Below are 12,974 nucleotides of genomic sequence, written 5' to 3'. Positions count from 1 at the left end.
CAGAAAATAAAAAATCCTGTATTCTAAGAACACAGGATTTTTTTCATTACAAGCTCTATGAATTAAAGAGCGAAGCCGCCCATTTCAGCACAAGACTTGCCGCGCGGATTCAAAATAATCATAGCATCGCCGCTCGCCACCGGACGAACAGCATTCCACGGCCACAAGCCCAAGCGCTGGTTTTCATGGAAGTTACCAATGGCGTTTCCGCCCTTAGCCCTTACAAGATCCATAATTGCAGGTCTCAGAGAAGTTGTTGCACCATAAACGCCCTTTTTCTTCTGAACCACACCAAGGACCTTGAAAGGAACATCCTGCGGGAAATCTTCAAAAGCACAGAATTCGCTCACCGTTGCAGTTTCTTCGCCTTCAGCAAGAGGAATCTCGGTATATGCCCTACGCTTGTAGTTAGAGCAACCGGTGAAAAGCAAAGCCGCAAGAGAAACGACCAAAAGTATTTTTTTATTCATATTAAGTCTCCAAAAACTTTAACCTAAAGATAACAAATTATTTTTCTGTTTGCAATAAATTTTTAGAAACAATTTCTTTGTAACAATGTCTAGTTTTGTCAAATTAAGTTTTTTTTCGCACAAAAAAATTACACAAAAAATTATTTACAACAGCAACTGTTCTTGATTGCTAGCATTGAATTTTAACGTCAAATAATTCATGGAAGTTGCTATTTTTGGAGAATTAGTTAAATTTACTTTGATGTCCAAAAGCATCGGTTCACCTTTATTCTAGGATTAATGAACATGGCAAACAAACGTGAAAACTGGGGGTCCAAACTCGGTGTCATTCTCGCAGTCGCGGGTTCTGCCGTTGGACTTGGCAACTTTCTCCGATTTCCTGTGCAAGCGGCAACAAACGGCGGCGGAGCATTCATCATCCCCTACCTCATTGCGTTTGTATTCCTAGGCATCCCACTTGCATGGATTGAATGGACACTAGGCCGCTACGCGGGCTACCATAACTACGGCACCTCCCCAAGCACATACCACGTCATTTTCCGCAAAAAAAAGCCCTGGGCGAAATACCTCGGTTCGCTCGGCCTCCTCCCCCCGATTTTCATCATCTTCTATTACGGATTCATCCAGTCGTGGATTCTAGCGTTTGCGTTCTACTCGGCGACAGGAACCTTGATGGACGTTGTCGCTCAAGGCCCCGAAAAAATGACGGAGTTCTTTGGCAATTACATTATGCTGAAAACTTGCGTCGGCGGCATCCCGGTCGCGATAATTTTCTTCATTATAACGTTTGTCGCAAACATGATTGTGCTTTCGTTCGGTGTGCGCAAGGGCATTGAACGTGCGAACAAAATTTGCATGCCGATTCTTTTGATTTTGGGGCTCGTGCTCGTGGTACGCGTGCTCACGCTTCCCGGCATCGGCAAAGGGCTTGCGTTTATGTGGAATCCGGACATTTCGCAACTGGCAAGCCCGAAAATATGGATGGCGGCCGCAGGCCAGGTGTTCTTCACGATGAGCCTTGGCATGGCGATTATCTTCTGCTATGCAAGTTATCTGAAACCGAAAGAAGACCTCGTGCTTTCTTCGCTCACGGCTAGCGCCACCAACGGATTTGCCGAAGTGATTATCGGCGGCACGGTCGTCATTCCGATGGCAGTGCTTATCGCAGGTGCAAACATCGAAGAATGTGCAAAGCTCGGTACGTTCGGACTTGGATTCCAGACGATGCCTTACGTTTTCGGAACGCTCCCGCTAGGAGGTTTTCTGCAAACGGTTTGGTTCACCATGCTCTTCTTTGCGGGCATCACAAGCGCCATTTCCATCATCCAGCCGCTTATCAGCTTCTGCGAAGACGACCTCAAGTTTACACGAAAAAAATCCGTCACGACGGTCAGCACGATTACGTTTATCGGTAGCCTCACCGCAATCTTCGGACTTGCTGCCGGCACCGTTGACGAGCTCGACTTCTGGGGCGGCACGTACCTCATTGTGTTCGTGGGCATGATCCAAGCGATTCTCTTTAGTTTTGTGCTTGGCCGCCGCAAGGCCAAGGAAGCGAAAGCTAATGGAGACCTCCCTGCCCAAGTGAATATCGAACCGGACGAAAACGAAGCATTCGCCGCCATGAACGACGGTTCGCAACTCAAACTGCCACGATTCCTCCGCCCGGTCATTATGTACGTCTGCCCGATTTACTTGATTGTGCTTCTGGTTTCGTTTACTCTCACAGACGGTCTCCCGTTCATTACGCTCAGCAATGTCGATCCGAACGCAACCGTCGAGCTTCTCGGCCACACCTTCTCGAAAATCGGATTCACGTGGGCGTTCCGTGGATTTTTGCTGGTGCTGTTTATTTTGTTGAACCTCGCCATCGCCTATGCTTGGCGCAAGGGCGGTCCGGCAGAAAAAGGCCGCAGCAAAAAAATCAAGAAGATGGAAATCGGAAACTCTGACGAAAATATGGAGGGCTAAAAAATGGAAGCCGAATTCACAACAGGCGGACTCATTTTCATGATTTGCTCCTGGGGAGCGATTACAGGGCTTTGCGCATTCTGTTTTTACAAAGTGTTTAAGAAAAAGTAGTTTTGAAGCCTGAAATACGCTTTTTTGCCAATTTTTGATACCAAAAACGTTTTTTACGTGCATTTGGTATCATTATTTTTACTTTGTACAACACAATTTCAATAATCGCGGCAAACGAATGTTACCAAAATCAGTTTTTTTGCTTTTTTAGTAACACAAGACCATACGCAAATCTTCAATTTAACCACAAAATCAATTAGTTTATCAAGAAAACATGATACCAAATCATTTATTTTTTGACCTTTGGTATCATTTTTTTGCATTTTCTACCATAATTGACATTTTTTTTCAAAAAAAATCAACCCACCACAAAGCTTTAACATTTTTTTAGCCATTAAACGCCGCCTCTAAATTTGCTATATTTACCCCAACTTTTTAATAACTTTTTATTTCAAAAGGACAATTTTTACAACTTTAGAGAAAAGCTTTCGCTAAAGAAAAATTGACTAGATTACAGGTTTTATGAAACGCAAAATTCACCCTGGTGAGATTCCCTACTACATTTCCGTTTTTTTCAGTTCATTCATGCAGTTGGGTTTGTTCATCCACTTTCAACGCTGGATAACATTTAATTCAGAAGGAACCCGCTTTTTCTGGCTGAGCTTACTCCTCCAGTTCGCGATGTTCTCGCCGAGCATCATCATGATGCATGTCGCAAGCTACTTCGCCGGGCGTTTTCCCAAGAGCAAAGTCATGGGCTGGACTTCTGCCGGCATGGCAATCTCCGTTTTGCTGATTGCGTTTTTCTTCGGCGATAAGCTAGGCCTTGGCGCATTCGCTTTGCTGTTCCTGTACGGCATTTTCCTTGCTATTTTCAATCCCGCAAAAATTGGCATCATGAAGGAAATCTCGGACGGGAACGACCTTGTAAAAATCAACGCGTCGCACCTGATTTTCATGGCACTAGCCATTACGGTCATTTCTGCGATTACATACAACTACAGCCCAGAAGATTCCTCGAACATCAGCTATTCGATGCTCCCCTTCATTCTTTCGGGAGTCGGCCTCATCGCCGCCATTTCGTCATTCTGCATCCGCATCGACAAGCAAAGCAAGTTCGTGAAGCTCCGCTCCCCCATGCGCAATTTTTCTTCTACATGGTCGAACCCGATGCTCAGGCTTTCCATGCTTGGAATTGCGGCATTCTGGGGCGTGACGCAGTTCATCATCATGATTTCGCAGAACATGACCGGTACGCAAAGCACGACACTATTCCAGTGGACGTTCATCTTTACGGGAATCGCCTACATCATCGGCGCCATCAGTGCGGCTAAATCATCGAAGAACTTTGTCGAGACAGGCATTATCCCCATCGCAGCCATAGCCTCGTCGATTACGATGTTCGTAACGCCGTTCATCAACAACCAGTACGTTCTCGCTTGCCTCTACGCATTCATCGCGTTCTGGGCCGGTTCCGCATTCGTCATCCTACGCACGGTCATCCAGAATGTCACACGCCCCGACACATCGGGCCGCATCCACGCCGTATCGTTCATGATCCAGATGTCATTCCTATTTGTGCTGCTCGGTTTCCAGGTCATCCTCTTCCTCATGACTGAACTGAGCCTCCACAAGCAGTTGTTCTTTCTAGCTCTCATCCTCGCCCTCACATTCGTGTTCACGCTCAAGCATACGCCGATGACACTCCTACGGGCAGGGCTACGATTCGCGTTCGCCTTCGTTTTCCGTTACAAAGTCAAAGTACACGGTGTACAGAACATACCCGAATCAGGACCGCTCCTTTTAGTAGGTCCGCACTTTAGCTTCATCGACTGGGCCGTTCTCCAGATGGCAAGCCCTCGCCCGCTCCTCACTGCAAGCAACCGGAACACTTTTGCAGACTGGTACTTGCGTTGGTTCTCGCACGGCAAGTCGGTCATCAACATCAATCGTCGCGACCCAAGCGAAGCCATGGAAAAAATCCGCGAAGCGCTTTTGAAAGGCGAAGCCGTCGTCATATTCCCCGAAGGCGAAGTTTCCAAAAGTCCGTTCGTATCGAAGTTCTCGCTCGACTACAGCAAGGCCATCGAAGGCACTGGAGCTCAGCTGGTCCCGTTCTACATCCAAGGTCTCTGGGGCAGCCGTTACAGCCACGCCTCCGAATGCGTGAACCGTCCGCAGTATTTTAACCGGGTCATCAGCGTGGGCTTCGGCAAGGCCATGCCCGCCTCCACGCCCGAAGATGTCATCCGCAAAGACTTGCAGAATCTGAGTACCGACATCTGGAACATGGCAATGGACCATTCCGCAAGCATCATCCCGCTTTGGTACCGTGCGATGCGCAAGCGACGCTCCCGCCCGATTTTGATTGACCCCGCCGGTCGCCACGTAAACGGTTACGAGATGATCCGCCTCTGCCACCACTTCGGCAAAAAGATCAAGTCGCTCACCAAGAACGACCAGAACGTGGGCTTTATGCTCCCCACAAGCCGCGATGCGGCCCTTGGCATCATGTCCATTCTCGGCTGCGGAAAGACTACAGTCAACCTGAACTACACATCCCCCGTCGATACGCTTATCGGCTGTATCGACAAGGCCGAACTTTCGACAATCGTTACAACCCGAGCGTTCTTCGACAAGCTCTGCGGCAAGAACCCGGACTTCAAGCAGCTCGCCGAAAAATGCCAGATGTTCTACATCGACGAAGAAGAACAGAAGATCCACACATTCTGCCGCCTGCTTGAATCGTTCATCGTCTTAGCCTTCCCCAAGAAACTTTTGAGAGATCTTTGGTTTACTACAGCTAAGCTAAACGACGATGCCGTTATCTTGTTCAGTTCCGGTTCCGAAGGCACGCCGAAGGGAGTGGAACTCACGCACAAGAACGTGATTTCAAATGCACAACAAGGCGACCACATCATCAGGCTTTGCCGTACCGACGTGATGACGTCGCTCCTCCCGCTGTTCCATTCGTTCGGCTTTACGATGACGTTCATGATGCCGCTTTTGGACGGCGTTCCGATGGTGCTCTGCCCCGACCCGACCGACATCAAGACTCTTGCCCGCGTATGCGCCGAATACAAGGCGACCATCCTCATGGGCACTCCGACGTTCCTCCGCGCCATCGCCATTAACCGCTGGGTCCACCCGATGTGCCTTGACTCTTTGCGTTACGTGATTGCCGGCGCCGAAAAGCTCCGCCCCGAAATGCGCGAGACGTTCAAGCTCAAGTTCGGCAAGGACATTTACGAAGGTTACGGCTGCACGGAACTCACGCCGCTTGCCACGCTGAACGCCCCGAACGTGCTTTTGGACGACTTCTTGACGATGGAAAAATGCTGCGACCATTCGAGTATCGGTATGGTCGTTCCGGGTTCTACAGGGGCCATCATCGACCCGGAAACAAATGAATTCTTGGCGCCTGGCGAAGAAGGCATGCTCGCAATCACGGGACCGCAGGTCATGAAGGGCTACCTCCGCGACGAAGCGAAAACCGATGCAGTCATTTTCGAAGTTGACGGACGCCGTTGGTACAAGACGGGCGACAAGTGCACCATCACCGAAGACGGATTCATCAAGATTCTCGGGCGCTACAGCCGCTTCGCAAAGCTCGGCGGCGAAATGATTTCTTTAACCGCCGTGGAACTGCGTATTGCAGAAACGGGCATCATGGGCGAACACGAATTCGCGATTACCGCCGTGCCGGATTCCGTCAAGGGCGAACGCATTGTGCTCCTCGTCAAAGGCGACGCAAGCCTGGACCCCGAAGAAATCCAGAGAAGTCTCCGCAAGTCGGGCATTCCGCCGCTCATGCAGCCGGGTTCCGTATTCTGTGTCGAAGCGATCCCGAAGCTCGGCAGCGGCAAGTGGGATTTCAACGGAATGAAGAAACTTGCGACGGAACTTGTCGGAAAGAAATAGCAAACGAATTAGCGACAAACGGCGAACCGCAATCAACAAGTTTTACTGAAGCCACCTCCAACAGCAAGCGAATAGTTGCAAGTTGTAATTGGCGGATTTTAAATTTGTCATTAAGGAAGAATCCGTCAAAGGTAAAAATTCGCGAAACGATCGTCCCCCAAAAGAGTCTTAGCAACAAAGCAAAAAACCCGCCGACAATGGCTGGCTTTTTATTTAAACAAATTATATTACAATAGTCTAGACTTCAGGAGTGCTTACGACAAAACTCTCGAATCGACGAGCATCTACACCACTCGTCGCCGAAGGTTCTTGGCTCTAGAACATCTTTCTCGCATTGCGTTTGGGCTGCGGTTCAGGTTCCTTGCCCTTCTTGCCTTTCTTTTTCTTTTTATTCGCTAAAGGATCTTCGTAGCGGTTGTTTTCCAAAACGCCCTTGTTGCTGAACAAAGTAGCGTTATCCGCAGACTTTGTCTGAGTCGTGAAGTGGTTGCCATCGCAGCGTTCGGTCGGACCATACCCCGCAGTGTAAAGGCAGTAAGACTTCTCCGAGCAGAACTCGCCCGCCAAAAGCCCCGTGTGGTTGCAAACGCCTCGGCTCACGACTCCTGGCGGAACCGGGAACGGAAGCTTCGGCAAATCCTTATGCAAGCGAGTCATCGTCGCCATCCAAATCGGGAGAGCGTCTTCGGTACCCGTGTGACCAGCACCCATGGAGCCCGGATTGTCGGAACCCACCCAAACGCCCATCGTGTATTGCTTCGTAAAGCCGATGTACCAGCAGTCCGTGTAATCGTTCGTCGTACCCGTCTTGCCTCCGCTCGGATGGCGGAACCCGGAATTCCAGACGCGAGCCGCCGTACCGCGAATGTTCACATCCTTGAGCATATCGACCATCAAGTAAGAAGAAGCCGGACGCAGAACTTCGTGTTCCACCTTGGAATTCTTCTCGACAATTTCACCATTGCGATCGACGATAGATTCAATCATGTACGGTTCAATGCGGTTGCCGCCGTTCGGGAACACCGTATAAGCCGAAGTCATTTCCATGAGCGTCGCGCCGACAGAACCCAAAGCCAAGCTCGGAACCGCCTGCAAAGGAGCCTTCGTGATACCGAACTTGCGAGCGTAGTTCACCACATTGCTGAGGCCGTACTTCATGCCCGTTAAAATGGCAGGCAAGTTTTTCGACTTGTACAACGCACGGCGGAGCGTCATCATGCCTTCGAAGTCGTGTTCAAAGTTGCCCGGACGCCAGGTCTTGTTCGGGTTCTTGCTGTCAGGGTCCGGAATCGTCACCGGCTGGTCGTTCACGGAATCGCAGGGGCTCGCGCCGTTATCCATCGCCGTGGCATAAACAATCGGCTTGAACGAAGAACCCGGCTGGCGCAAGGACTGCACGGCACGGTTCCACTTGGACTTGTTAAAGTCGCTGCCGCCCACCATCGCACGGATAGCGCCCGTCTCATTTTCAATCAAGATAGCCGCCACTTCGGCATGATGGTAGCGGATACTGTCCGGATAACGGGTGAAATTACCCTTCTTATTGCGAACCGTGTCAGAAGCCAAGTACTGCTTCTTGAAGAGCGTATAGACGCTGTCGAAGTGAGCGACTACGCTATCTTCGGGCATATCGTACTTCTTCGTGAGCTGGAGCCTGCGAGTCGTACGGTACTTGATGCGGCGACGCACCTTCTCCACCTGCACACGGGCTACGCTATCGAGATAAGCCTGGATTTCCGGGTCAATCGTACTATAGACAGAAACACCGTCGGCATAAAGAGAATTTTGCCCGTACTTCTTTTCCATGTACTTACGGATTTCTTCATAGAAGTAAAGCCCCGGTTCTGTTTCCGTAGATTCTTCCTTTTCAGCAACCTTGATCGGCATATCAATATACTTGTGGTATTCATCATTCGTAATGAAACCAGCATCGCGCATGGCATAGAGTACCGTGTTGCGACGGCTCAAGGACGTTTTCGGATTACGGTCCGGGCGATAACGTTCCGGACGCTGCAACATACCAGCAAGTACGGCGTATTCAGGAACGTCAAGGCTATCCAACGGCTTGCCAAAGTAGAACCGTGCCGCCGCCTGGAAACCGTAATTGCCGCCAGAAAGATACACTTCGTTCATGTAAAACTCAAGAATTTCTTCCTTCGTGTAAGTCTGCTCGATGCGGATAGCCGTCATCATTTCCTTGATCTTACGGGAAAGCGTACGTTCCGGCGTGAGGAACAAGAGCTTCGTAAGCTGTTGCGTCAAAGTCGATGCACCGCGGAGCTTGTTGCCCGACCGGATGCTTTCGATAAGCGCCGACGGAATCGCCCAAACGTTCATGCCCCAATGCTTGTAGAAAGCACGGTCTTCCGTCGCCATCACCGCCTGAATCGCCTTCTTCGGAATCGAGTCAATCGAAGTCCATTCGCGACGCTCGACGAAATATTCATGAGCAATCTGACCATCCTTGTCATAAATGTTGGTCACGAGCTTCGGATTAATCTGCTCCAGCTGCGAGAGCGACGGCAACTCCGGCGAATAGTGGATAAAGACCGCCACCACCACGATGATGATGATGAAAATAGGAATCATCAATATAAAGAGCCAGCGGAAAACCCTGTTCGCGAAGACAATCTTCAGCACGCTCCAAATTTTCAACCAAATGATGGAAACATACTTTTTGACGAACGATCCTATCATTAAGAAGATCGGGGATATTTTTTTCAAGAAATCTTTGAACTTATCCATTTTAAAACACACTTAAAAAAGTTTGGGGACAAAAATAGATAATTGCCCAAAGTTATTCAAACACGTGTTCAGAAAAAGGTGCCGAAATCGCTTTTTCGAGACCTATAGGATATTTTTTTAGGGATTTACATGCTAAAAACGCGCTAAAGAAAGCAAAACAAAAAAAATTTCACTTTTTTTATCAATTACCCTTGACATTATTCTCGATTATTCTATATTTGGACCCGTCAACGAGAGAAGACAACAAAACGCGGATGTAGCCCAACTGGATAGAGCGTTTGGCTACGAACCAAAAGGCTCCAGGTTCGAGTCCTGGCACCCGCAGAAAAAAGACCAATCGAAGGATTGGTCTTTTTTTGTTAATGTCACCCCGGCCTCCGTGCCGGGGTCACCTTACGCAGCTTGAAAAGGCGATGCCGGCACTATGGCCGGCATGACAGCAAAAAAAGAACGTTCTCTTTCCTATGTCACACCGGCCTGTCATCCCGGACTCCGTTCCAGGACGGTATCGCCTTACACAGCCCTAAGCCGATACCGAGACGGATTCGGCTTCTTGCTCTAGCGAAAGCTTCGCACTTTCAAGCATTTCTTTTGTAACTCCGATTTGCCCTGACAAATCTTTCCACTCCGCATTCATCCCATTTACAAGATTAACTTTCCACAAACGCTTATAGCGTTTCACCTGTTTTTCTCTTTTTATAGCATCTTCAACATTCGAAAATATTTCGAAATACACCAACTTGGTCACATTATACAAATTAGTAAAACCATCGTTCCTATGTATTTTATGTTCTATTACACGACGAATCAAGTCGTTTGTAACGCCTACGTAAAATACAGAATTTTCAGAAGACGTTAGAAGATATACGTAGTAATTATACTGTTTCATAAAAAGAAACATATAAAAAAGCAAACGCAAGAACAAGAAGTTGATCCCGGCACAAGGCCGGGAGGACAAATGCAGAAAAAAACGAACAACACAGAAAACAGCATGTCACCCCAGATTTATTTCCAGGGTTCCCATACGCATCATCTCAAAAAAATCTACAATCCCTTCGGATGGAAGCTTTTGCGGTGTGCGGGGGTATAACCTTGGCGACGGATGGCGTCGAGGTGAGCCTTGGTGCCGTAACCGGCATGCTTGTCGAAACCGTATCCCGGATAAAGTTCTTCTAATTTATCCATATAGCGGTCACGGAAGACTTTGGCAAGAATCGATGCAGCAGAGATGCTTGCGATGCGACCATCGCCTTTAACGATAGGCATTTGCTTTTCAGCAGGAACGCCACGAATTTTCAAATTGCCATCGACGGCGATGAGGATGTTAGCGTTTAATGCTAAAGGTGATCCCGGCACAAGGCCGGGATGACATGCAACGGAACTGCTCAAGGCGTCGTTCAGTGAGCCTTTGACTTCGATGGGAATTTCGGGTGCAGATTCGTTCAGACCGGGAAATCCAAGGGCTTGCAAAGCACGGCGCATCGCTAAGAAGTCCGCTTCAAGGATGTTCATCTCGTCGATTTCTTCAACACTCGCGCTGGCGATGGCATAGCACGCACATGCATCCTTCACTTGTTCAAACATCGCTTCTCGTTTCGGTCGCGAAAGCTTTTTGGAATCGTTCAGCGTCAAGAGCGCATCGGGCGACTTGAGCACAGCAGCACAAGCGACAACCGGCCCGGCAAGCGGCCCTCGCCCGACTTCGTCAATTCCTACAACAATCGCAGAATTTTCGGCAACACTTCCAGAACCTGCTCCCTCACCACCCGCAGAAAACAAATCCAAGTCACCGCCAAACGCGAGCGGATTCGCAGCAAACTTGCGCAGCGCCACCTCCCCTTCTACTGGGGATTCGATGTTTTCCAAAAATGCGGGCAGTTTGAATTTCATGGCTACGCAGTGGTTAGTGATTAGTGGTTAGTGGTTAGGATTTATAATCGCGGCGAAGCCGCCCTGTTTACTAACCACTGCTTACTGTTTACTACCTATCACCTTCTCCGCGTAGTCGCGAATAGTCTTCCAGTACAACGCGTGTTCCTGCACCAAGACGCGGGCGGCAAGCGTATCGGGCGTGTCATCAGGCAGCACGGGAACTTTCGTCTGCGCCAAGATGCGACCGCGGTCAATTTCTTCGCTCACGAGATGTACCGTCGGGCCAGATTCCGTTTCATGCGCGGCAAGCACGGCTTCATGAACGTAATGTCCCCAAAAGCCCTTGCCACCAAACTTCGGCAACAGCGATGGATGGATATTCAAAATGCGATTCGGCATGCGCTTGAGCATACAAAGCGGAAGCGCCTTCATATAACCCGCCAAAATCAACAAATCGACATCATACTTGTCGAGAACTTCAAGCATCGCAGCTTCGAACGCAGCCTGATCTGGATGAGTCTTACCAGAAATGTGATGAACCGGAATTCCATATTCCTTGGCATGGCTCGCTGCTCCGCAGCCCGCATTGTTCGTAATCAAAAACTTGCACTGGGCATCGAGGTCACCAGCACCGATACGATCTATAATCGCTTTAAAGTTGCTTCCACCGCCGGAAGCCATGACACCTATTTTAAACATGGGCCAAATATAGTTTAAATCAGTGTTTAGTGGTTGGTGATTAGTGGTTAGGGGATGCTATAGAATATTCTTATCGAGATCCTGTTTACTAACCACTGCTTACTAATCACTATTTATGATCAATTCCCGGTGGGGTGCGCAAGTAATAGATGACGCAGGGGACCACAATGCAAACGACCCAAAAAAAGAAATTGAAATAGACAAACCACGTTTCAAAGGTCATCTGCACAGGAATCACGTACGCTTTCAGCAAAGAATTACAGCGATGAGGAAAACGCCGGGGAGCATGTAAGAAATCAATTTTGTCATACCCTAAAGATAATTCAATCTAACACAATTGATGTAAATAGTTTGAAAAAAGATGGCGCAATATAAGACTTAACAGGATATTCGTATTATCTATATCAATCCTTGACGCAACGGACACTACGACCATGAAGTTTACTATTGCTACCGAAAGACACAAAGTCTAATCCCGAATATAAATCAAAAGACATTGCATTACTAAGCCGATCAAAAACATAATCATGAGGACCGTCCTCCGTAGAACTCCAAAAAGTTGCTGATGTTCCTATCTCCAAAAAACGCTTATTAGGATCAACCTGACCGCCATAAGTTTCGTTAAGATAAACTTTACCAGCAGGCAACGCAGAAAAGCAAAAAGAGTCTTGACCATTGCCATTTTTATCCCATCCGCTAGATGACTTAAGTTTTTTAGCGGAGTTTTCCGTCCCCCCTACAGCAACAAGCAATGTTTCAAACTCCTTCTCTGACGGCAAATGCCACCCCTTAGGGCATGCACTTCGAGCTATAGACCAAGTGTAGAGACGACCATACTTTGTACAATTTTCTTCATCGTCATCATAGCAATAATCGTTTGTTTTGCGTCTCAAATTCTCAGCCATCCACTCCTGGTCGCCTATTTTCACAGTCTTATAAGTTTGACCATCCACGTCATCAACCAATGTTCCGTATTCGCACTTTCCAGCATTCAACGAACTCGAATTGGCATTAGATTTTTCTCCATCCGCAGAAACCGAATCGTCACATGCCACCCACAGCATGCAAAACGTTATTGCAAATACAGAGCCCCTTACTTTCGAGAAAATTGAATTTATAAATTTCATACAAATCTCCTTTTTGGACAAAATAGCAAATTATTCAGCAAAAAACAAGCAAACACAATCTTTTGGAATATACCCGCCTTTCAAGGTAGCCCCTCCCCCCACACACAGCCTACAGCCA

The 12,974-nt window shown here is 48.3% G+C and carries 8 protein-coding genes and 1 tRNA gene; 3 read left to right on the top strand and 6 right to left on the bottom strand.

Going from position 1 to position 12,974, the window contains the following annotated elements; all coding sequences use genetic code 11:
- Positions 1-62 precede the first annotated feature (62 nt).
- Positions 63-470 (bottom strand): hypothetical protein, encoded by a 408-nt coding sequence (locus IKG78_RS04540; RefSeq protein WP_290939976.1) that lies wholly within the window; start codon positions 468-470, stop codon positions 63-65.
- A gap of 285 nt (positions 471-755) precedes the next feature.
- Here IKG78_RS04540 and IKG78_RS04535 point away from each other — a divergent pair, with 285 nt between their 5' ends.
- Together IKG78_RS04535 and IKG78_RS04530 are read left to right on the top strand one after the other, a co-directional pair.
- Positions 756-2,441: a sodium-dependent transporter gene (locus IKG78_RS04535; protein WP_290939973.1), complete on the top strand. Its 1,686-nt coding sequence runs from the start codon at positions 756-758 to the stop codon at positions 2,439-2,441.
- A gap of 573 nt (positions 2,442-3,014) precedes the next feature.
- A complete protein-coding gene (locus IKG78_RS04530; RefSeq protein WP_290939970.1) occupies positions 3,015-6,413 on the top strand; it encodes an MFS transporter in 3,399 nt (1,132 codons plus the stop codon).
- Positions 6,414-6,728: 315 nt separating this feature from the next.
- Here IKG78_RS04530 and IKG78_RS04525 read toward each other — a convergent pair whose 3' ends face one another.
- A complete protein-coding gene (locus IKG78_RS04525; RefSeq protein WP_290939967.1) occupies positions 6,729-9,158 on the bottom strand; it encodes a PBP1A family penicillin-binding protein in 2,430 nt (809 codons plus the stop codon).
- A gap of 250 nt (positions 9,159-9,408) precedes the next feature.
- Between IKG78_RS04525 and IKG78_RS04520 the strand changes: the two genes are divergently transcribed.
- Positions 9,409-9,482, top strand: a tRNA-Arg gene (locus IKG78_RS04520).
- A 199-nt stretch (positions 9,483-9,681) separates the two neighbouring features.
- Here the strand turns inward: IKG78_RS04520 and IKG78_RS04515 are convergent.
- From IKG78_RS04515 to IKG78_RS04500, 4 genes are all read right to left on the bottom strand, one after another.
- Complete coding sequence (locus IKG78_RS04515) at positions 9,682-10,047, bottom strand: GIY-YIG nuclease family protein (RefSeq protein ID WP_290939964.1); 366 nt, start codon at positions 10,045-10,047, stop codon at positions 9,682-9,684.
- 155 nt (positions 10,048-10,202) lie between these two features.
- A complete protein-coding gene (locus IKG78_RS04510; protein WP_290939960.1) occupies positions 10,203-11,048 on the bottom strand; it encodes a ribonuclease HII in 846 nt (281 codons plus the stop codon).
- Between the two features lie 81 nt (positions 11,049-11,129).
- On the bottom strand, positions 11,130-11,729 hold the full coding sequence (gene purN, locus IKG78_RS04505; protein WP_290939957.1) for a phosphoribosylglycinamide formyltransferase: 600 nt from the start codon (positions 11,727-11,729) through the stop codon (positions 11,130-11,132).
- A 404-nt stretch (positions 11,730-12,133) separates the two neighbouring features.
- Positions 12,134-12,856, bottom strand: coding sequence for a fibrobacter succinogenes major paralogous domain-containing protein (locus IKG78_RS04500; protein ID WP_290939954.1), 723 nt, complete (start codon positions 12,854-12,856; stop codon positions 12,134-12,136).
- Positions 12,857-12,974 lie beyond the last annotated feature (118 nt).

It is taken from the genome of Fibrobacter sp. (assembly GCF_017545445.1).
Taxonomy (GTDB): Bacteria; Fibrobacterota; Fibrobacteria; order Fibrobacterales; family Fibrobacteraceae; genus Fibrobacter.
Note: the sequence above shows the minus strand (reverse complement) of the source record. Positions and strands in the feature narration are given on the sequence as shown.